Source organism: Paenibacillus sp. USHLN196, assembly GCF_037144955.1.
Classification (GTDB): domain Bacteria; phylum Bacillota; class Bacilli; order Paenibacillales; family Paenibacillaceae; genus Paenibacillus; species Paenibacillus xylanexedens_C.
On the sequence record NZ_JBBCYH010000003.1, the window covers coordinates 648,667 to 669,669 of the forward strand.

General features: G+C 43.2%; 18 protein-coding genes. 15 read left to right on the forward strand and 3 right to left on the reverse strand.

The window, feature by feature from the left end:
* Nucleotides 1-228 precede the first annotated feature (228 nt).
* The gene (locus tag WFI24_RS09595) at nt 229-1,371 is read right to left on the reverse strand and encodes a glycosyl hydrolase family 8 (protein WP_336760200.1); all 1,143 of its coding nucleotides are present in this window, start codon (nt 1,369-1,371) and stop codon (nt 229-231) included.
* A gap of 290 nt (nt 1,372-1,661) precedes the next feature.
* On the opposite strand from WFI24_RS09595, the gene WFI24_RS09600 reads away from it, so the two are divergent.
* The 10 genes from WFI24_RS09600 to WFI24_RS09645 all read left to right on the forward strand — a co-directional run bounded on the left by WFI24_RS09600 (nt 1,662) and on the right by WFI24_RS09645 (nt 14,028).
* Complete coding sequence (locus WFI24_RS09600; protein WP_336760202.1) at nt 1,662-2,945, forward strand: SGNH/GDSL hydrolase family protein; 1,284 nt, start codon at nt 1,662-1,664, stop codon at nt 2,943-2,945.
* Between the two features lie 41 nt (nt 2,946-2,986).
* Entirely contained in the window at nt 2,987-3,760 is a 774-nt protein-coding gene (locus WFI24_RS09605) for an alpha/beta hydrolase (RefSeq protein ID WP_336760204.1), read from the forward strand.
* Nucleotides 3,761-3,831: 71 nt separating this feature from the next.
* On the forward strand, nt 3,832-4,467 hold the full coding sequence (locus tag WFI24_RS09610) for a glycoside hydrolase family 11 protein (protein ID WP_336760206.1): 636 nt from the start codon (nt 3,832-3,834) through the stop codon (nt 4,465-4,467).
* A gap of 133 nt (nt 4,468-4,600) precedes the next feature.
* Entirely contained in the window at nt 4,601-5,440 is an 840-nt protein-coding gene (locus tag WFI24_RS09615; protein ID WP_336760208.1) for a formylglycine-generating enzyme family protein, read from the forward strand.
* Between the two features lie 345 nt (nt 5,441-5,785).
* On the forward strand, nt 5,786-6,901 hold the full coding sequence (locus WFI24_RS09620; protein ID WP_336760209.1) for a response regulator transcription factor: 1,116 nt from the start codon (nt 5,786-5,788) through the stop codon (nt 6,899-6,901).
* Nucleotides 6,902-6,905: 4 nt separating this feature from the next.
* Entirely contained in the window at nt 6,906-8,687 is a 1,782-nt protein-coding gene (locus WFI24_RS09625) for a sensor histidine kinase (RefSeq protein ID WP_145325965.1), read from the forward strand.
* Nucleotides 8,688-8,700: 13 nt separating this feature from the next.
* Nucleotides 8,701-10,242 carry a response regulator transcription factor gene (locus WFI24_RS09630; protein WP_336760210.1) on the forward strand — a complete coding sequence of 514 codons (1,542 nt, stop codon included), beginning with the start codon at nt 8,701-8,703 and terminating at the stop codon, nt 10,240-10,242.
* Nucleotides 10,243-10,380: 138 nt separating this feature from the next.
* Nucleotides 10,381-12,036 (forward strand): ABC transporter substrate-binding protein, encoded by a 1,656-nt coding sequence (locus WFI24_RS09635; protein ID WP_336760211.1) that lies wholly within the window; start codon nt 10,381-10,383, stop codon nt 12,034-12,036.
* A gap of 111 nt (nt 12,037-12,147) precedes the next feature.
* Nucleotides 12,148-13,113, forward strand: a complete 966-nt coding sequence (locus WFI24_RS09640; protein ID WP_336760213.1) for an ABC transporter permease — start codon at nt 12,148-12,150, stop codon at nt 13,111-13,113.
* A 12-nt stretch (nt 13,114-13,125) separates the two neighbouring features.
* Entirely contained in the window at nt 13,126-14,028 is a 903-nt protein-coding gene (locus WFI24_RS09645) for a carbohydrate ABC transporter permease (protein ID WP_336760215.1), read from the forward strand.
* Between the two features lie 193 nt (nt 14,029-14,221).
* On the opposite strand, the gene WFI24_RS09650 is transcribed toward WFI24_RS09645, so the two are convergent.
* Nucleotides 14,222-14,893 carry a Crp/Fnr family transcriptional regulator gene (locus WFI24_RS09650; RefSeq protein ID WP_336760217.1) on the reverse strand — a complete coding sequence of 224 codons (672 nt, stop codon included), beginning with the start codon at nt 14,891-14,893 and terminating at the stop codon, nt 14,222-14,224.
* A 226-nt stretch (nt 14,894-15,119) separates the two neighbouring features.
* Between WFI24_RS09650 and WFI24_RS09655 the strand changes: the two genes are divergently transcribed.
* Nucleotides 15,120-16,298, forward strand: a complete 1,179-nt coding sequence (locus WFI24_RS09655) for an adenosylhomocysteinase (RefSeq protein ID WP_336760219.1) — start codon at nt 15,120-15,122, stop codon at nt 16,296-16,298.
* Between the two features lie 155 nt (nt 16,299-16,453).
* Here WFI24_RS09655 and WFI24_RS09660 read toward each other — a convergent pair whose 3' ends face one another.
* Entirely contained in the window at nt 16,454-16,807 is a 354-nt protein-coding gene (locus tag WFI24_RS09660; protein ID WP_336760221.1) for a winged helix-turn-helix transcriptional regulator, read from the reverse strand.
* Between the two features lie 311 nt (nt 16,808-17,118).
* Here WFI24_RS09660 and WFI24_RS09665 point away from each other — a divergent pair, with 311 nt between their 5' ends.
* The 4 genes from WFI24_RS09665 (at nt 17,119) to WFI24_RS09680 (ending at nt 20,911) form a co-directional block, all read left to right on the forward strand.
* Nucleotides 17,119-18,225: a Gfo/Idh/MocA family protein gene (locus tag WFI24_RS09665; protein ID WP_336760223.1), complete on the forward strand. Its 1,107-nt coding sequence runs from the start codon at nt 17,119-17,121 to the stop codon at nt 18,223-18,225.
* Nucleotides 18,226-18,245: 20 nt separating this feature from the next.
* The gene (locus tag WFI24_RS09670; RefSeq protein WP_336760224.1) at nt 18,246-19,592 is read left to right on the forward strand and encodes an NtaA/DmoA family FMN-dependent monooxygenase; all 1,347 of its coding nucleotides are present in this window, start codon (nt 18,246-18,248) and stop codon (nt 19,590-19,592) included.
* An 18-nt stretch (nt 19,593-19,610) separates the two neighbouring features.
* Nucleotides 19,611-20,351 carry an oxygen-insensitive NADPH nitroreductase gene (nfsA, locus tag WFI24_RS09675; protein ID WP_336760225.1) on the forward strand — a complete coding sequence of 247 codons (741 nt, stop codon included), beginning with the start codon at nt 19,611-19,613 and terminating at the stop codon, nt 20,349-20,351.
* Nucleotides 20,352-20,485: 134 nt separating this feature from the next.
* The gene (locus tag WFI24_RS09680; RefSeq protein WP_336760227.1) at nt 20,486-20,911 is read left to right on the forward strand and encodes a MarR family winged helix-turn-helix transcriptional regulator; all 426 of its coding nucleotides are present in this window, start codon (nt 20,486-20,488) and stop codon (nt 20,909-20,911) included.
* Nucleotides 20,912-21,003: the final 92 nt, after the last annotated feature.

Genomic DNA, 21,003 nt, shown 5'->3' on the forward strand with positions numbered 1-21,003 from the left:
GTCCCTCTTTTTAGAAGCATGGAGTACAGAGCGGGAAAAGTTACTGTCTGTATTTGCACAACCAAACGTTTCCGGTTCGCAGTCAACATATGCGAGCCGGGAACGTTTTTTATTGATATAGATTAAATCGTAATGTCATGCATCCTTCTTAAAGTTCTGTGATTGAACCTGTCCTGGAAGCCAAACGTTCACAGGACAGGTTCAACGGCTCATGCACATTCCCTTAGTTTAGTACATGCGATATCTTCCGCTTAGAGCGAGCATGCTGAAAAAATACAGGCAATTGTCGTAATAACGTCGCTCTCCCTGACGCAGAGGTGTGTTCCAGAAGTTACGAACGAATGTGTCAGCATGTGGAGTGTCTGCAGCCAGTGAAGCCATGGCATTGGTAGCCAGCAAACCTACAGGATGCAGTGAAGGTTCGTCGAAAGGTTCACCTTCTATTGTATAACGACGATAATCGGATATTTCAATATCACTGAAGAAGGATTGAATCCGATTGGATTGTTCGATCTGCCAGTGATCCTTGCGGAACCATTCCCAGTCCAGCGCTATATTCGCAGCAACACGGTAGGCATCACTGTAAAAATGTCTGAAATCACCATGCGGCTGTATTGGAGCCGGAGATCCGTCATAGTTCGCATATTCAGGTGATAGTCCGGTTACGGGATGGCAGGCTGTATGAAGGTAAGCACGACTAGCGGCCGCCGCTTCTTTCCAGAAGCTCTGATCTTCTTCATCCGCATATTTCGCGAATAGTTCATAAAAATGAGGCAGATGGTAGGATGGGTCGCTAAACGGTGTTTCTGGTATGAATTTGATCAGTTTTGTTTCCGGGTCCCACATGGGATCGCCTTCGCCGTCTTCGCCCTGATGTATACATGCACGAAGAATCTTGCGGGCTTGTGCCTTGTAATCATAAGGTTCAGCGCCATCGCCCCAGCGGTTGGAGGCAAAAAAAAGTGCCATGGCAAAAAACTCCTCACCATCAGGAGCAGGACCTTGTGAGAGTCGGGTTCCGTCAGGCTTGCAATGCCAGGCAAAATAATCTTTATAACGTCCCGCTTTATGTTGCATAAACGTGTGTGAGAAATTCCAGAGTCGATCAAATTCTTCCTTTTTGTCCATCTGAACAGCCATCATCATGCCATAGGACATGCCCTCGGAGCGAACATCGAGATTACCGGTGTCCAGCAAATAACCCTTGTCCTCACCCATGGGGTAATATATTCGAGTATTTTCATCGCCATAAAATAGCTCGTTCCATGTTTCTTCCAATCTGTTTGTGATCTCATTCTCATCGTAACCTAGCTTCAAGAAAAGATTTGTATATGTACCTGTATCCCACGCGCCTTGACCCGTGATATTCATGAGTATCCTCCTTCATCAATGCGGTTTTTCAAAATTATAACATGGAAATAGTATACAAATTAAAGCGTTTACACGAAAAATTATAGGTGTTCTGATCTGCAGGTCATTGCACTCAAATTAAAATGATATAGTGGTTAAAATCCTATACTTTGTCAGGTTGTTGTAAAATTATGTAAGCGCTACACTTTGGGAGAAGGATCACATCTGATCTAATAATAATACAAGCTGTGATCCTTTAAATGTTGTATGAGGATGGTCAGAATCTAACCGGAAGGATGTGATGATGATTTATGCTCCAGGATTCAGGAGATGCAGGTGAAAACACGGAATTCACTGCACCGCGCGATCCAGTTGGAGTGACAGCGTCGGCAGTCAAGCCCGCAATTGATTTTGAATCACATGGATATCGCGACATGATTGGCCGATCTCTTCTGAACAAAGGGAATAATGTCAGATTAAAACGAGCCATTGAGAAGGCAAAAAACGGTGAACCTGTCGTTATCGCTTATATTGGAGGCTCCATTACCCATGGTGCTGGTGCAGTACCTATTCATCTCCAAAGTTACGCTTATCGGTCGTATGAGTCGTTCAAGTTTATGTTTGCGCTTTCAAAAGATAGTCCGATTCATCTGATTAAAGCAGGTGTGGGTGGAACTCCTTCAGAACTGGGGATTGTACGTTATGATCGTGATGTGCTGAGGGGAGGTGCCGTTCAGCCGGATATTGTCATAATCGAATTCGCAGTCAATGACGCAGATGATGAAACCCAAGGTAAATGTTACGAGAGTCTGGTACTCAAAGCACTTACTGCCGATAACAAGCCAGCGGTCATCTTGTTATTCAGTGTATTCGAAAATGACTGGAATCTACAGGATCGTCTCGCTCCGGTAGGTTGGCATTATGATCTGCCAATGGTAAGTGTGAAAGATGCTGTCGTTGATCAGTTCAGCAAGACAAAAGGTGAAGGCAACGTTATTTCCAAAAAGCAATTTTTCCATGATATATATCATCCAACTAACATAGGACATCGAATTATGGCCGATTGTTTGGAATATTTGTTCGACGTGACGAATCGTTCTGAGTGGGATGAGAAAGATCATGATATTGAAAAAGCTCCGCTAATTGGAAATGAATTTGTTAATGTGAAGCTGTTGGATCGGAAAAACGGCAATAATATTGCCCGAATCGATGCAGGCTCTTTTTGTAAAACGGACACGGATCTGCAGATGGCTGAGATGGATGCTCATGACTATGGTACACCTCAGTTCCCCAACAACTGGATGCGTACAGGAGAGGGAAAAGAGGATCAGAGCAGCTTTCGGATAAGTTTGCAGTGCAAACGCCTCATTCTGATCTTCAAGGATTCTGGTAACGACGAATTCGGAACTGCACATATCAAGGTAGATGGGGTATTCGTCCAAAAAGTCGATCCGCGTCAAGTGAACTGGACCCATTGCCATGCCACACTTCTGCTTAACGAAGAGCATGTGGGGGAGCACTCCATCGAGATCGAAATGGCGGAAGGTCATGAACATAAATGCTTCACCATTCTGGGTTTTGGCTATGTGGATTAACTGAAGACTGATAGTCACTCATATGTTCGGAGGAAAAGAGAATGGAATTGATCTCACCAGCAGTAACGGGATATGACCAGTATCGGGAGAATATACCACGTGGAGTCATGGAGACGGTAGAGTATCCTTCTACCACGGTTGGCAATTCCCGTAAAGCTATGGTGTACACCCCACCAGAATTTTCTTCGACAACGATGTATCCTGTACTTTTTCTTTTGCATGGTATTGGTGGAGACGAAACCGAATGGCATAATCATGGTTCTCCGCAAATTATTCTCGATAATCTGTACAACGATAACTTGCTTGAGCCGATGGTTATTGTTTTCCCCAACGGTCGCGCAATATCGAATGACCGAGCCGAAGGAGACCTGTTTGAACCTGAGAAAATCAAAGCATTTAAACGGTTTGAATCCGATCTGCTCAATGATTTGATACCTTACATGGAGTCGAACTACCCTTTGCATAAAAGCCGGGATAAAAGGGCGATTGCTGGTTTATCCATGGGTGGAGGTCAATCCTTAAATATCGGATTAAGTAATCTAGACCATTTTGCATGGATCGGTGCTTTCTCCGCAGCCCCGAATACCAGAAGTCCGGAGCTACTTGTCCCTGATCTTTCGAAAGCGCCTTCATTTCTCTCGCTGTTATGGATCTCTTGCGGTGAACAGGACAATCTTATTGAGATTAGTCTTGGGGTTCACCAATATTTGACGCAACACGGAGTACCTCACATTTGGCATGAGGAAAGTGGAGGACATGATTGGCCCGTGTGGAAGAACGATCTGTATCTGTTTTCGCAACGTCTTTTCAAGTGAATTTGCTGAAGAACATTCATATCGGATTGTAGAATCAACCAAATCTATTAAAATTTCAGGAGGTATAATCTATGTTCAAATTTAGCAAAAAATTGTTAACCGTTGTTCTTGCAGCTTCCATGAGTTTTGGTGTCTTCGCAGCAACATCAAGTGCAGCAACAGATTATTGGCAAAATTGGACAGATGGCGGAGGAACGGTCAACGCCGTGAATGGATCGGGCGGGAATTACAGCGTGAATTGGCAAAATACCGGGAACTTTGTTGTCGGGAAAGGATGGACATACGGTACGCCTAATCGAGTGGTCAATTATAATGCCGGCGTATTCTCTCCTTCAGGTAACGGCTATCTCACCTTCTATGGTTGGACTAGAAACGCTCTAATTGAATATTACGTGGTGGATAGCTGGGGAACATATCGTCCTACCGGAACGTATAAGGGCTCGATGACTAGTGATGGCGGCACATATGACATCTATACAACGATGAGATACAATGCACCTTCCATTGATGGTACTCAGACTTTCCCTCAGTATTGGAGTGTTAGACAGTCCAAGAAACCAATCGGAGTCAATTCTACCATCACGTTCAGTAATCATGTGAATGCATGGGCGAGCAAAGGGATGTACTTAGGCAACAGCTGGTCCTATCAGGTGATGGCAACGGAAGGTTATCAAAGCAGCGGAAGCGCAAACGTGACGGTTTGGTAAAAATGATGTGATGCAGTTCAACTTCTGCACCTGCATTTGAATTCAATTTTCCGGTAGCGTTGAGTAACGTTATTCTCCAGACTAACGGACCTCGACGTTGCCGGATTTAAACTTAGTAAAGGAGAATAATTGAATGAGGAAGCTGGTATGGTTAACTTTAATCGCTATAGTTGTTAGTCTAAGTGCTTGTTCAGCAAGTAATACCAAATTAAACGATGACTTGGTATTTGTCGAAGGGGGAGCCTTCAAGAGTAGTAAGCCGAGTCAGATTGATAGGAATGAAACGCTGGATTCCTTCTATATTGGCAAATACGAAGTAACTCAAAAAGAATGGATGGAGGTTATGGGGGAAAACCCTTCTGGCTTCAAGGGAGATGACCTGCCTGTTGAAATGGTCAGCTGGTATGACGCAGTGGAATACTGTAATCAAAAAAGTATAAAAGAAAACCTGAAACCTTATTACAATATAGATAAAGACAACCAGGACACGAATAATCACAATGAAAACGACAATATAAAATGGACTGTAACGATCAACGAGGACGCCAACGGTTACCGTTTACCCACAGAGGCAGAATGGGAATACGCTGCAAGTGGAGGTCAAAAGAGCTTAAATTACACATACAGCGGAAGTAATAATCCTGATGAAGTTGCTTGGTACTGGGTAAATGCCGGCGAGAACATTCTGACGGGTGACTGGAGCTGGCCCGCTATTGAGAGCAACCGTAATCAAACCAAAAAAGTCGGAACTCAGAAGGCGAATGAGTTAGGAATCTACGATATGTCTGGGAATGTGAGAGAATGGTGCTGGGACTGGTACAGTGATTCGGAGAGTCCCAATCAATCCTGGCGAGTTGTAAAAGGCGGAGGCTGGATTGGCGGTGTCAATAACAATGAAATATCATTTCGAGGCAAATTTGATGCGAATGGTTTTGGTCCCGATCAAGGATTCCGTATTGTGCGTGGAGAATAGCATTTTTTTCCGAAAAGAGACCTCCTACAGTTCAACCTATACTTTGTCGGGTGAAAACCTATAGTTTAACAGGTTGTTGTACCAAAATGTAAGCGTTACACTTGAATTGTTATCCCGGCGCTTCGCTATAATCGGAGCGTTCTTATAGTACGGTCCGATGGAATCATTTTCTATGTTATTAATTAATGACGATGAGACTGGTAGAAATTTTGTTCTCCAAGTTGTGCGAGCAGACAACAATCCTGCTGTTGTTCTGCTGTTTAGCGTTTTCAGAACAACTGGAATCTACCTATAGATATAGATAAAATACATGCAGCTGATCAAGGATTAAAGAGAGGTGAGCTAATGTTCAAGGTCATTGTCGCGGATGATGAGCCGTTTATGCTAGAAGGATGGAGAACGATGATTGACTGGGGAGCTTGTGGATATGAACTGTGCGGAACGGCAACGGATGGGGAGGAAGCACTTGCTTTATTCAACTCGGTTGAACCGGATCTTGTCGTCACTGATATTCAAATGCCTGTTATGGATGGTCTTGGCTTGATTCACACCTTGCGAGAAGATCTCGCCTATACCTCTAAAATTGTTATCGTTACAGGATACTCGGATTTTAATTACGCGAAGCAAGCCATACGGTATCAGGTCGATCAGTATGTGCTTAAACCTCTTGTTCCCGAGGAAATTCATCAAATCCTTATGGAAATGATTGAACCTCTGGACAAACGCAGAAATGAGCAAAAACAGCAAAATGGAGTCATGGTTACAGATGAAACCTATGAGAATCATCTTAATGAATATCGGATAAGCGAAGAATATGATTTAGAGCAAATGATGAACATCTCCAAAGAGATCTTGGCGTTTATTGAGGCAGAAAATACGTATTCTATCGATATTGCAGTGAGCGCACTGTTAGAGAAGAGTGAAAAAGCAGAGGTTTCGTTGGAATGGATACATCATGTCATCCGATATATCCATGGGGAGTTGCTACGTAAATATGGAAAAAGAGAGGGTTGCAGAGAAATACTATGTGAAAAAGAATGGCATGAGGCTGCGAGTTGGTCTTCCGGCACCTTGCAAGACCTGTGTGTTCGACTGTCCAAGCAACTTTCCCAGTCTGAATTGAAGCAAAAGAACGGTACGGGAGGGCTGGTTGTAGAAGCAGTGAATGAATTGAAGCAACACTATCGAAGTAAAATTAAATTACAAGATGTAGCTAATCGTATTCACGTGAATTCTGCCTACCTGGGTCAACAGTTCAAGCGGGAGATGGGGGTCAGTTTCAGTGACTATGTGCACCAGCTTCGTGTTGAGGAGGCCCGTAAACTCCTGCGACGTACCAATATGAAGATCACTGACATTGCATTCAGGCTAGGATATCATGATGCTGAATATTTCACCCAAAAGTTCAGAGCGCATACAGGGGAGCTTCCGTCAGTCTATAAAAACAAAAACCAAGGGTGATCATATGCGTCATAAATTCTGGATGTTCAGTAAGGTTAATGATATTCCTCTCCGATCCAAATTTCTGCTTATTTATGTACTTAGTATTCTCCTTCCTGTAATAACGATTAATATCTTCTTTTATGAACGAACCTCTGCGGATATCAAGATTAGAGAACAGGAAAATCTGCGTAAATCCATCGACAGGGCTGCGGGGGAACTGCTAGGCATGATTGATGAGAGCGTTGCCCTGAGCCGAATTATTGCAGCAGACGATTCGCTCTATGAGGCACTGGATCGGACCTATCACTCCCCCGTTGATTATTACAACGTCTACCATGCATTCCTACGAGATAAATTAACACGGTATATGTCAGCGAATATTCTGGAGGTGCGTATCTATACGGATAACGATACCATTCAGACGGGCAGTCATTATATCGTGATGAAAGACAAGAATGTACTCCCTGGATTGAAACAGCTGAAATCCACCAGTGGAGGCATTCTTGTCGTTGATTATATTGAGCCATCCGGATTTAACGCGGGAAGAAGAATCAGTGTGATTGGCAAAATGGATACCTATACTTCCTATGCCAATTACAACAAGTATTCCAAGATTGATCTGGAACTTAGCCGGGTGTATAGCATTTTAAATCGTGAATCAGACAGTCTTCAGCTGCGTCTGGTGGACAGCAACAATCGAACTGTCGTTTCAAGTGGGGAATTCAGCGAAACCGACTTATCCCCCCCTGATAATGAATCAATGCTCAAGGAATCTGGCAATTCTGCTTACACGCTCGAAAAATCGTTGGGGAATCTAGCCTACCTAAAGGGTTGGAAATTGATTGGAGTTGCCGATACGCGTCACCTTGACCATCTTTTGCAAGAAGCCTTTAAATCAATTCTGGGGTTGCTCGCATTAAGTATCGTGGTCCCCTCTGTATTGATCTACATTATTTTGCGGTCCTACCACTATCGGATTCGCAAGCTATCCAGACATATGGAGAAGGTTCGTAACGAACGATTCGATCTGATTGAAATTCACGAAGGACGCGACGAAATTGGCGGGCTTATTCGTACATTTAACATCATGATTGGTAAAATTCATACGCTGATTAATGACGTATATAAACTGGAAATCCGTCAAAAAGATCTGGAGCTGGATCAAGTGAGGACTGAATTGTCCATGCTTCAGAGTCAGATGAATCCTCATTTTTTATTTAACACATTGAATGCTTTGCTGGTCGTTAGTACGAAGAATGGATATACAGAAGTAATTGAGATTATCAAAAGTCTGTCCAAACTGATGAGACAGTTGCTCAGTCATTCTGACAATCTGATTCCTTTGCAAGAAGAGCTGCAATTTACGAATCTTTATCTCCAGATTGAGAAGTTTCGCTTTGGAGAGCTGTTTGATTACACCTTCGAGGTTGATCCTGATGCAGCTTCGTTGCTCATTCCCCGAATGAGTATTCAACCACTCGTCGAAAATGCCTGCAAACACGGCTTGCAGGCGCGAAAAAATGGAAGAGAGATCAAGATAACGGCGAGACAAAACGCTTCTGAACTGGTTATTCAGGTGATCGATAATGGAATCGGTATGGATGCAGGGAGACTAACAGAGCTCCTGCGAGATATTCGTTCTGAAAGACCTAGGAACGGCGAGCATGTAGGACTCCGCAATGTCTACCGCAGGTTGGAACTCTTTTATGAAGGAAATGCGATATTTGATCTAAGCAGTGTACCTGGAAAGGAAACCATTGCAGGGTACCGTATACCGATCTCCAAGCTGGAACAGAGGAAATAGGAGGTAAACTCTCATGTATAAAGTACTGTTAGTCGATGATGAACCGTATGCCATTGAAGGGTTACAGCTTCTGATCAATTGGGAAAAGTATGGTTTCGAAATCAGAGGCGTGTGCGCCAACGGTGAGGAAGCCATTCGGATGATGGAACAAGATCGACCTGATCTCGTGGTGACAGACATTCGTATGCCTGTGATGAATGGGCTGGAACTTGTAGAAGAAGCACGACGATTGGAACATGATTCTGTGCTGTTTGTCATCACGAGTGGATACAGTGACTTTAATTATGCCAGACAAGCTATTCGATTAGGTGTCTCCAACTATTTAACCAAACCGGTTGATAGTACAGAAGCAGAGGATATGTTGGTCCGTCTCCGTATGCAATTGCAGGAGCGTGAAAACCAGGAGCGTATAAGGGAACATGCAAACGAGCAAAGGATCAAAGCGTTTTTGTCTGCACTGATTAAGGATAAGCAAAATATATCGGAGGAGGAGATGTCAGAGATCCTTCCTCGTTTAAACAAATCCCATTGGGCATACCTGCGGATAGCCTTTCAGGGAGATATTCAGGAAGTCTGTTCAGTAGCCGAACAAACGGCTGAAGAAACAACTTGCTGTTATGTGATAGACAGAACAAGAGACTCATTGGGACTTGTATGGGGGGAGGAAACGAATGATAGAAATGAGACATTTGAAGAAATTAAAGCTTTTACTCAGCGTTTGATGAACTATATGCAACATAACGGCTGCGAAGAAATTCATATCGCGGTTGGATTAACGGTCAACAAACTGGAGCATTTATCTGAATCCTTCCGCTCCGCTCAGGAAGTTGGGCGTTATTTATTTTTTAACCAAGAGCGTCTTTTGTTTGCCGAAGATATTCAGCTGGAGAATTGGCAGTTTGATCCGGAAACGCTGTCAGAGGTGGACCATATTTGCGATTTGCTTGAAAACGGTTCTGTAGAGGAACTCTCGTCTGCGATTCGGAGTGCTTTTGAACTGTTTGTACAGATGAAGGCTGCGCCAGAGATTATACATATTTTCTCTACACACATTATGTTCCGGGGACTGTCCCTATGTAAAGAATTGGGGGGGATTCCTAATGCTCTGATGAGCGAGTCAGCGAGCCGTATTTTGGAGAAGAGTCAACGAAATATAGAAGAGGTTGCTTGTAATCTGGAACAGTTTTGTTTGCAATGCAAATCAGAACTGGCAATTCTCCGGGAAAGACAAGTGGGAGGAACTCAGGCCTCAGTAGCTGAATACGTGCAGAAGCACTACAAGGAGACATTTACGATCCAGGAGCTCGCAGAGCGATTCTATATGAACCCGGTTCATCTGGGTCAATCATTCATGCGCAAGTACGGCAAGGGTGTTATAGAGGTGGTACATGATCTGCGAATGGAAGAAGCGAAGCGCATGCTCCGGGAGACGAACCAGACATCAAGTGCGATTGCAGAACAGGTAGGGTATCGCAGTTACCAGCACTTTCTTAGACATTTCGAAAAAAGAACAGCCATGAAACCTGTAGAATACCGGCTGAAGTATACGAATTGAGGCTTGTAAGAAAAGAACCCTCCTGAACAATACCTAAAATTACAGGGGGGTGGACCTTAAATTCGTGTATTTTGTAACCGCATACATTTATTCATACTAAAAATAGTAAGACATACCACTTCCAAGGAGGGCAAGTACATGGGGGGACTTAAGAAAAAGAAGCTTTGGGGTTCCGTATCACTCGTTCTGGCTTTAAGTTTGGCACTGGCAGGATGCAGCGGTGACAATGAGAAAGCGACTACACCAGATGGTAAAGAGGTACTGAACATCTCGGCCTTTATCGGAACGCCAAATCAGGCGCCAGCTAAAGATAACCGAATCTACAAGAAGATCCAGGATGAACTTGGCGTCAATCTTGAGATGGAATTTCTGGTAGGTGATCTTCAACAGAAGCTCGGCGTTATGATTGCCGGTGGCGATTTCCCTGACCTGATCACAGCGGATACCAAGTTGGTTTCAGCCGGCGCGGTTATCCCGCTGGAAGATCTAATCGAGGAGCACGCACCCAATCTGAAGAAGCACTTCGGTAAAGACTGGAACCGAATGAAAGACTCCAGTGACGGACATATTTACTGGTTACCTAACTATGGTGTGTATACTGGGGAGTTCATTAGTAACTATTACTCTGGCCCTGCCTTCTGGATTCAAAAATCCATACTGAAGGATGCCGGGTACCCGACTCCTAAAACGCTGGATGAATTCACTCAGTTGATCCGTGATTACGCAGCCAAGAATCCGACTATTGATGGTCAACCGACAATTGGCTTTACTACACTGGCTTCTGACTGGCGGACCTTCCCCTTGCTTAATCCACCAGAGCATCTTACGGGTCATCCCAATGATGGTGGTGTGGTTGTAGATGAGAACGGCGTGGCAAGTTTTTTTGCCGACAAAGACATCTCCAAACGGTATTATAAGGAACTGAACAAAATGTACAATGATGGATTGCTTGATAAAGAAGCCTTTGTTCAAAACTACGATCAATATTTGGCCAAAATTTCTTCGGGACGAGTGCTTGGCATGTTTGACCAGCACTGGAATTTCCAAGCCGGAGAAGACCCACTCGTAGCACAGGGCAAGATTGGCCAGACATACGTAGGCTTCCCGCTAGTCTATGATACAAGTATTAAAGATCATTATCTGGACCGTCCGGTTATTAACTTGAACAATGGTTTTGGTATCAGTAAAGATGCTGAAGATCCTGTCGCACTCATCAAATTCCTCGATAAGCTTATGGACGAGAAGTACCAGAAGCTACTTTCATGGGGTGAAGAGGGTGTAGACTATCAGGTGAATGAAGAGGGCAGATTCTATCGTACGCCAGAGCAACGGAAAGAGCAGGATGATCCGGCATGGAGATTGGTCAACAAAGCAGAAGGTTTCTACGCTGCAGCACCAAAGCTCGAAGGAACATTTGAAGATGGCAATGCGATTGGAGCAATCAACCAGCCTGAGGAATTCTATGACAACCTCAAACCGGAAGATAAAGAACTTCTGGATGCTTATGGCTTCAAAACGTGGAGTGACTTCTTCTCCCCTGCACCAGAGAATCCAGTGTACTATCCAGCATGGCAGGTCGATCTGAAAGAAGGCTCTGATGCTGCTGTAGCGAACAAGCAAATGACAGACACTTCATTGAAATTCTTGCCTAAGGCGATCATGTCGAAACCGGATGAGTTTGATAACATTTGGAACGAATATGTAGACGCTTACAAGAAAATCAATGTTAAATCCTATGAAGACCGGATTAATGAACAACTGAAATGGAGAATTGAAAACTGGTCTGTTAAATAAAAAAATGCGGCAATGATTCCCTCGGAAGGTACCAACCAGAGGCTTACTCCGAGAGTGCCTTCCGGGACAATCATGCATAATGTCGCTGCAAGCCAATAGGAGGAGTGAAACATGGCGAACACGCCTGGAGCCATACCGGAGCAATCTACCCGCACAGCCGTTCCCAAAACACCCATATTAAAACGGTTACGCGGTCAAAGACAACTGATGTTCATGTCATTGCCCATCGTTGCGTACATTCTCGTATTCTCGTATTACCCCATTTGGGGTTGGGTTATGGCTTTTCAGAATTATAGTCCTGCCAAGAGTTTCTCCCAGCAGGAATGGGTCGGGCTCAAGCACTTCAAGTTTTTGCTAACAGACGATGCATTTCTAAATGTGCTTCGTAATACCATTGCGATGAGTGTAATCAATATGGTGCTCGGATTTGCGACAGCGATTATATTTGCCATTTTACTTAACGAGATCAAACATAAGTTATATAAGCGAACCATTCAAACCATATCGTATTTGCCTCACTTTCTCTCATGGATCATCGTGACAGGCATCGTGGCAAGTTCACTGTCTGTGGACGGCGGGATCGTCAATGTGGTACTCATGAAGTTGAATATCATTCAAGAACCTATCATGTGGCTCAGTGTTCCCGAATACTTCTGGGGTATTGTAGGCGCATCTCATGTGTGGAAAGAAGTAGGCTGGAATGCCATTATCTATTTGGCGGCCATTACTTCTATCGATCCTTCGCTCTATGAAGCGGCAGAGATCGATGGTGCAAACCGATATAAGAAAATGCTGTATGTGACCTTACCCGGAATCAAATCCATTGTTATCATTTTGCTGATCATGAATATGGGCTGGATCTTGGAAGCTGGATTCGAAGTTCAGTATCTGTTGGGTAACGGTGTGGTTGTGGACTGGTCACAGACGATAGATATATTTGTCCTGAAATACGGACTACAGATCGGGAACTACTCTTTGGCTACCGCAGCAGGTATTTTCAAGACGGTAGTTAGTATTACGCTGATCTTTGCGGCGAATTCTATATCCAAACGACTCGGGGAAGACCGATTAATATAAGGGGGACTAGAGATGGGAATCAATAAATCTCGGCTTGAGCCGATTGTCTTCCATACGTTAAACGGTGTGCTGATGATCGCGATCGCGATTGTTACCCTGTATCCGTTTGTGAATACACTCGCCGTATCGTTCAATGCCGGTAATGACACCATCCGGGGCGGGATTTATCTGTGGCCTCGGGTATGGACAGATCAAAACTACAGGGCTGTATTTGCAGGAGGGACTATCTTTAGCGCCTTTGGTATCTCGGTGGCGAGAACGGTTTTGGGAACAGTCTTAAGTCTGTTTCTGACCTCCATGCTAGCGTACACATTAAGTCGAAAAGATTATATATTACGTAAACCAATCACCATATTTGTTGTACTGACGATGTATTTCAGTGCAGGACTTATTCCAACCTACTTCTTGATGAAAGATCTACACTTGTTAAATAATTTCCTGGTGTATATTATTCCTGGACTAATCAGTGCCTTCAATATGATTGTTATTCGAACTTATATCCAGACACTACCCGAAGGATTGATCGAATCGGCCAAAATCGATGGTGCTGGAGATTTCAGAACATTCATATCGATTATTCTACCGCTGTGCCAACCAGTTCTGGCTACCGTTGCTCTGTTCATTGCAGTCGGTCAATGGAACTCCTGGTTCGATACGTTTCTGTACGCCTCTTCCAAGCAAAACCTGAGTACCCTGCAATATGAGTTGATGAAACTGCTGTCCTCTTCCATGAACTCTAACAGCAGCGCTGCGGTTGCCAATGGTGCAGATCTTGGTGCTGCACGTAACATGGTCACTCCAGTATCGATCCGGGCAGCCATTACAATTGTAGCGGCATTGCCGATCCTGGTCGTCTATCCATTCTTGCAGAAGTATTTTGTTCATGGCTTGCAGCTTGGTGGGGTAAAAGAGTAAACTTAGATGCAGTTGCAGTTAACAGATCAAAAACGGTCACTATGGTGACCGTTTTTTTCATGTTTTTCAAACGGAACGTCATATGAAAGAATGGGTACGGAATTTTCGAGCCAGAATATGATAATCAATGAATTGCAGTTCTGCTACTTTTAGCAGGACTATTTTTATAGGTGGACTGATTGCAGAGAACGTTCTAGAAATCGGTTGAATATCGGTGTAACTGCTCCATATCCAACACCTTTATTGTTCTATTTTCCTTCATGATGATCTGTTCTTCAACCAAATGGCTTAATAATCTTCTAATATGTCGATCTGAAATACCCATTATGCTTGAGATATCTTTCATGACAAATGGGATCGTTAATGATTCCAATTTATCTGCGGTTTGCAGAATATACTTACACAGTTTATTTTTCGCAGGATACAACAATGACCTTGCATTTTTCACGGAAGACTTCATGAGTTTATCCGTAAGCACGGTACACATATGCGATAAAAAAGAGACTGAATGGGTTAAATGAGAATGTACAATTTCCAAAGGAATGAGTAGTATGGTTGATGGTACAACAGCGACAGCAGTATGAAGATAATTGCATTGTTGAAAAAATTCCAAGTCACCCAATACTCCGTTTTTTTCTACATAATCGACAATGGCCACGTTTCCTTGATCTGAATAATTATGAATGGCGACTCTGCCGTCAATTACAATATATAAATACCTCAATTCGTCGTCTGAGATAATAACCGTCTCGTTTTTCTTATATAGTTTCACTTGTAAAGTGGTCAAAGCTTCATCCGTAATAATATCCTGTAAGTTCACTTCGAATAAGGCATTTGTGATATCAGTGTGAATCTTATTTGCCATAACACGTGAGGACTCCTTTATCATTAAATTTACAAATAACCACTACACATACATATTAATGATTTAAATACATCATTTAAAATGAGTTTTTAAATTTATTGTTACAATGATTATATTGGTGAATTGGGCAAAAAAAGCGGACATTTGTCCTCATTGTTATTCCTTTTTTAAGATTATACTTACCTCGAATTACAGAACAAAACGGAATAGTAATAGGGGTGCGTATATGAATAGTATTATTGATGATTTTAGTTTGGCTAGTGCGGGGTTAACGAGATTGCAGTGGTTTAGGGAGAGAATGCCATTGGTCACTGAGGTTAATCAATTGTTCAAGGAGCAGCAAGTCCTTAATGAAATGACTATCGCGATCAGTATGCATATTGAACCCAAAACGGCATTTTGGGTAGAGGGACTTCTAGCTGGCGGGGCTAAACATATCTATTTGGTGGGTTGTCTTGGAACAACCAAGAAGGACACCGCAGCTTACTTGGCATCGCTACCTAATGTCACTGTTTTAGCGAAAGAAGGAGATCGTTATGACGACCACAAACGCTATCTTCAGATGGTCATGGCACATCCAATTGATCTTTTCCTGGACAATGGTGCAAGTCTGATTCTTGCTCACCATGAACTGAAACCCAATTGGATTCCAATCGGTGCAAACGAAGAGACACGTACGGGAAGATTGTTGATTGAGAAGAGTGGGATTCAGCCTGATTACCCAGTCATCGTGATTGATGATTCGCCTTTAAAGCAGACTTTTGAGAATGCTCTAGGTGTTGGACAGTCTGTTGTAGATGGCTTCATGCGCACAACGAGTCTTCTCGTTGGAGGGAAAAAAGTTCTTGTTGTGGGGTACGGTTATTGCGGCAGCGGCATTGCTAAAAAGTTTCGGGGATTGGGTGCAACTACGTTAGTCTATGACATGAATCCTGTTCATCTCTTGAATGCAAAAACAGACGGCCATTGGGTTGGCGAACTGCATGAGTTAATCCCCCAAGCAGACGTGATTATTACGGCAACAGGATCTTTTAATGTCATTACTGAGCAGCATATTTCTCTTTTCAAAGAGAAAGTCATCCTTGCTAATTCAGGGCACTATGGGTTTGAGATAAATGTTGAAGCAATGAAACAAGCTTCTCAATCCGTTGAAGTCGTCAAAGAAGGCATTGAACGAATCACTTTTGCAGAGAAAAGCATATATTTACTTCACCATGCGAGCCCCCTTAACTTAGCAGGAGCTGATGGCAATCCCATTGAGATTATGGACATGGGTTTTGCACTGATATCCTATTCTGCCTATCGCATTGTTACAAATGCAGAATCACTTCAACAAGGGTTGCAACCCGTACCGAAAGATATTGATAGTCAAGTTAGTCAGCTATTTATGAACTCCATTCAATAAAGGTAGGTTACACGAAGCGCCGATAGCCGCTATATTAGCGGCTTTTTTGGATTTTATTCAATAAATTGCAGCTAACCACGGATATGCTAGATGCCCCAAAAATAATTAAAACCAATATTATTGAATACGGTGGATGTTGACGTTGTATTCTAAGCTTACGTTGTCTCACCGTATTCTCTACCGAAGTCCGCCATCTTTTCAAGGATCGGAAGTAACTTGATTCCCTTGTCTGTTAATGAGTACTCGACCCGGGGAGGAACTTCCGGATATACATCACGTTGAATAACGCCATCATTCTCCAATTCTTTAAGCTGCTTCGTGAGAGAGCCTTGAGACAGATCCCCAAGGAATTTTTTGATATCCGTATATCGACGTGTTTCGTCTTTTAGATACCATAATATAAAATATTTCCAACGCCCGGAAAGGACATTCTGAGTAAACGCTATGGCGTACATGTCACTTTTTCCATCTATAAACTCTTGATCAAATCCTTCGTTGCATACTCTCATTGATATCACTCCTGATCCAAAGGTACAAAAAGATGTACTATGTTCATTTAAATTGCCCTCTTTGCAAACAAAACGAATACACCTATGATGGTGTCAACACCAAAACAATTTTAGTTTACCTAAAATGTAAAAGAATAATAATGATATTTTGATTCTATAGTTAGCAAGCTAAATAAATATATCATAGAAAGGAGTGACTGATAAGGGCATACAGCAAGTAGTAGGAAATAGGGATGCGTTGTTTAGATATACATGGTTGGAGAAAAACTGATAATCGATCATACCGTGAACTATAACAAGGGAGATGTTTAATGATGAGTAAAAAAATTCGTACAGGAATCATTGGAGCTTCAATTAATAACGGATGGGCAAGTGGCACTCATATTCCAGCGATTGAGCACCTGGATGAGTATGAGCTTACCGCAGTGGGAACAAGTAATATGGCAAGTGCGAAGAAGAGCGCAGAAGCTTTCGGCGCAGATCACGGATTTGATAACATCGAGGAATTGGCTCATCATACCGATGTTGATATGGTGGTTGTTAGCATTAACGTTAGGGAGCATTATAATGCAGTCAAAGCTATCGCTCCTGCTAGCAAACCAATCTATTGTGAATGGCCCCTGGGTTCTAATACAGAGGAAGCGCTCGAAATGCAGGAGTGGGTATCCTCTGCCCAATTGCCAAATGCGATTGGACTTCAGGCCAGACAAGCACCAGCAATTCAGTATGTGAAAGATCTGTTGGCAGAGGGCTATGTAGGGAAAGTGTTGTCTGCCAACCTGAAGATCTCTATAGATGGCATGGGTGGCATTGGTGACAAGTCGACTGCGTACTTGTATGACCGAAAAGTTGGAGGGAACTTGCTGACCATTGTAGGGGGACATAATCTGGATGCCTTCACTTACATGCTTGGGGACTTTACAGAATTGTCTGCCACCACAGCTCAACAGTTTCCAGAAGTGGAATTGGTAGATATTCAGAAAGTCATCAAGAAAACAACGGATGATCAGATCATGATTACTGGAAAATTGACTAATGGGGCAGCAGCCAGCGTTCATATTCAAGGTGGAGTTAAACATCAGACAGGACTAACGCTAGAAATTTTCGGAGACAAAGGAACGATCGTGCTGAGTGCACCTGCATCCATTCAATTCGGATCACACCAATTACGCGGTGCGGGACCAATGGACAACGAACTTCGTGAACTTAGTATTCCTGATTCCTATTACTATGCTCCTGACTCACTTAAATCCGACTCTGGATTTGTTCTGAATATAGCTCAAGCTTATCGTAAGTTTGCCCAAGATATCCACGAGGGGACATCTACAACACCTAATTTCGCGGATGCAGTAAAACTTCATCAGTTACTTGATGCTGTCGAAAAATCAGCACAGAGCGGTGAACGTCAATATCTATAATCTTCAAGGAGAAAAACGTTATGAGTAAAAGAAGTGAGATGCAACTGGCACTACAGATGGTTTCGGGATATGGAGCAGAATTCAGTGCGTGGAGAATGCCTGGGACAGATCCCGGAGCTTATACGAACACGGATAGTTATGTGGAACGAGCTAAATTGGCCGAAAAGGGCAAATTTCATATGATTTTCATCGCTGATACACCAGCACTAACCGTTAACTTAGGTCCTCAGACGCCTATGTTTCCTATGGATCCAATGTTGGCACTGATGGCCGTGGCAAGAGAGACAACGCACATTGGATTAGTTGCTACGCTGTCTACGACATTTAATTATCCCTACAACATTGCACGTCAGTTCAAAGCACTGGATGTAATCAGTCATGGACGTGTGGGCTGGAATGCGGTTACCACATCCGATCCTGCAGCAGCGGCAAACTTTGGGGCACGTGTGGCAAGTCGCCAGGAACGCTACGACAGAGCACATGAAAGCATTCAGATTGTTCAGTCTTTATGGGGAAGTTGGGAATCAGATGCTTGGACGTTAGATGTGGAGGGAGGGGAATTTGCGGATATGAACAAAATCCGACCTATTAACCTTCAAGGTCAATATTACGCATCTCGTGGTCCTCTGCCGATTCCTCCATCCGAGCAAGGACAGCCGGTTATTTTCCAAGCTGGAGGAGGGATTGAAGGACTTGAGTTGGCGGGGAAATACGCTTCAGGTGTATATGCTAATCCATATGACATAGAGTCCGCTCGTGAGCACAGACAAGCTATTCAACAAAGTGCTATTCGTTTCGGTCGAAACCCAGATGATATCAAAATGTTTGCGGGTTTTATGTTTTCTCTGGCTGCTACGGAAGAAGAAGCGTTGGAACGTCGAAAACAGCTCATGAGTTTTAATCCTGAGGAGATACCCCATAGGGTAAGTTACCTTGGTTCCATGATCGGTATACCGCTCTCGGTAAACTCGGTAGATATCGATAAACCATTAGAACCAAACTTGTTGAAAAATGCATATGCCAACCCAATGGACCCCCGTTCCGCAAGGGCTTTGAAGTTACTTTTAGAAGGATTAACGATTCGTGAGGTTTTGGCCCATGGCGTTATTAACTATCACCCAGTGGTTGCTGGTACCCCCGTGCAAGTTGCTGATTTCTTGGAAGAATGGTTTTTGGCAGGTGCATGTGATGGATTCTCAGTGGTACCGGATATATCTTTTGACGGAGTTGCCGATTTTGTCAATATGGTTGTCCCCATTTTGCAGGAACGCGGTCTGTTCCATAGAGAATATGAAGGGAAAACACTACGCGAGAATATGGGTGTTCCTTATGAGTATGGAATGCGGGAAAATGAAATAACTAGATAGGTAGAGGAGAGGGCTTTTATGAATAACACACTCGAATTGCTTCATAACCATACATCGTATCGTTCTTACACATCTCAACCTCTGACAGTGGAACAACGAGATGCAATCTTTCAGGCAGCGAATCAAACTTCATCGTTCAGTCTTCTGCAGGCTGTGTCCATTATTCGCATCACAGATCCAGTTCTTCGAAAAAAAGTCAGACATCTCTGTGTCGATCAACCCTATATTGAAGAAGCGGCAGAATTCTGGATCTTCTGTGCAGACTTCAACCGAAATCATGAAATCGCTCCGGATGTGGATATTGAATATATTGAATTTTTGTTGATTGGTTCATTCGATGCCGGCCTGATGGCACAAAATGCGTTAACCGCGGCCGAATCGATGGGACTTGGCGGAGTGTTCATTGGTGGGGTCAGAGCCAATATTAGCGAACTATCTGACGTATTGAATTTACCTAAATATGTTATCCCTCTGGTGGGATTATGTATCGGTAATCCAGCTGGAGATAAGCCGGAACTGAAACCACGGCTCCCCCAATCCATGGTATTGCTTGATAATCAATACCAACCAATGGATCAAGAGAAATTAGCAATCTATGATGAGACCATGCTGAAGTATTATGAGAATCGTCCGACGAGAGCTCCTTTCACCGTAAAAAAAGTAAAAGGATGGAGTGACCATATCCAGGATCACCTCGAGAGAAGTATTCAGCCGCAAATGATGGCCTATTTGAACAAGCAAGGTTTTGCCAAAAAATAAGGACCAACCAATCTTTGTTGTGAAACTTGGATAGGAAATAGCTCTTGAGGACGACACTAAGGTGAATTGACACCTATATATCCCCATGATACATTTAGTCTGCTAAAAATTCGGATGCTAGGGAGGGATCGTTCATGACAGATGCAGTAGATTGTGATATTCGACAGTCCTTAGATCGAATTTCCTCCCAAATGCGTCGAAATTATAGTGAATCTCTTCGGGAACTTAATCTCTATGTAGGACAAGATAATTTGTTGTATCGGCTGTGGTTGGGTGATGGAGTAACACAGATGCAACTAAGTGAACATATGAAATGCGAACCACCAACGGTTACGAACATGGTCAAATCACTGGAGCAGAACGGATTTATCTATCGCAAACGTGATGTACAGGATGCAAGGATCATGCGTATCTTTCTAACCGATAAGGGCAAAGAATTAGAAAAACCGGTTGAGTGTAAATGGAAAGAGCAACAAGAGAAATTACTTCAATCCATTTCTTCGGAAGATCGGCTGATATTGAGGAAATTGATGCAACAAATGGAGCGAAATATCCTATAACTTAGGTCAAGTTTTTCACGTTAACTAAATGGAATGAACGAAACAGAGTCGCTATTATAGCGGCTTTTTTTATTGCCATACCTATACTTCCT

Excerpts from the sequence above, each read along its gene's own strand:
- WFI24_RS09620 (WP_336760209.1), top strand. The coding sequence starts at position 5,786 with ATGTTCAAGGTCATTGTCGCGGATGATGAGCCGTTTATGCTAGAAGGA.
- WFI24_RS09615 (WP_336760208.1), top strand. The coding sequence starts at position 4,601 with ATGAGGAAGCTGGTATGGTTAACTTTAATCGCTATAGTTGTTAGTCTA.
- WFI24_RS09610 (WP_336760206.1), top strand. The coding sequence starts at position 3,832 with ATGTTCAAATTTAGCAAAAAATTGTTAACCGTTGTTCTTGCAGCTTCC.
- WFI24_RS09605 (WP_336760204.1), top strand. The coding sequence starts at position 2,987 with ATGGAATTGATCTCACCAGCAGTAACGGGATATGACCAGTATCGGGAG.
- WFI24_RS09665 (WP_336760223.1), top strand. The coding sequence starts at position 17,119 with ATGATGAGTAAAAAAATTCGTACAGGAATCATTGGAGCTTCAATTAAT.
- WFI24_RS09600 (WP_336760202.1), top strand. The coding sequence starts at position 1,662 with ATGCTCCAGGATTCAGGAGATGCAGGTGAAAACACGGAATTCACTGCA.
- WFI24_RS09645 (WP_336760215.1), top strand. The coding sequence starts at position 13,126 with ATGGGAATCAATAAATCTCGGCTTGAGCCGATTGTCTTCCATACGTTA.
- WFI24_RS09650 (WP_336760217.1), bottom strand. The coding sequence starts at position 14,893 with ATGGCAAATAAGATTCACACTGATATCACAAATGCCTTATTCGAAGTG.
- WFI24_RS09680 (WP_336760227.1), top strand. The coding sequence starts at position 20,486 with ATGACAGATGCAGTAGATTGTGATATTCGACAGTCCTTAGATCGAATT.
- WFI24_RS09640 (WP_336760213.1), top strand. The coding sequence starts at position 12,148 with ATGGCGAACACGCCTGGAGCCATACCGGAGCAATCTACCCGCACAGCC.
- WFI24_RS09625 (WP_145325965.1), top strand. The coding sequence starts at position 6,906 with ATGCGTCATAAATTCTGGATGTTCAGTAAGGTTAATGATATTCCTCTC.
- WFI24_RS09670 (WP_336760224.1), top strand. The coding sequence starts at position 18,246 with ATGAGTAAAAGAAGTGAGATGCAACTGGCACTACAGATGGTTTCGGGA.
- WFI24_RS09595 (WP_336760200.1), bottom strand. The coding sequence starts at position 1,371 with ATGAATATCACGGGTCAAGGCGCGTGGGATACAGGTACATATACAAAT.
- WFI24_RS09630 (WP_336760210.1), top strand. The coding sequence starts at position 8,701 with ATGTATAAAGTACTGTTAGTCGATGATGAACCGTATGCCATTGAAGGG.
- WFI24_RS09660 (WP_336760221.1), bottom strand. The coding sequence starts at position 16,807 with ATGAGAGTATGCAACGAAGGATTTGATCAAGAGTTTATAGATGGAAAA.
- nfsA (WP_336760225.1), top strand. The coding sequence starts at position 19,611 with ATGAATAACACACTCGAATTGCTTCATAACCATACATCGTATCGTTCT.
- WFI24_RS09635 (WP_336760211.1), top strand. The coding sequence starts at position 10,381 with ATGGGGGGACTTAAGAAAAAGAAGCTTTGGGGTTCCGTATCACTCGTT.
- WFI24_RS09655 (WP_336760219.1), top strand. The coding sequence starts at position 15,120 with ATGAATAGTATTATTGATGATTTTAGTTTGGCTAGTGCGGGGTTAACG.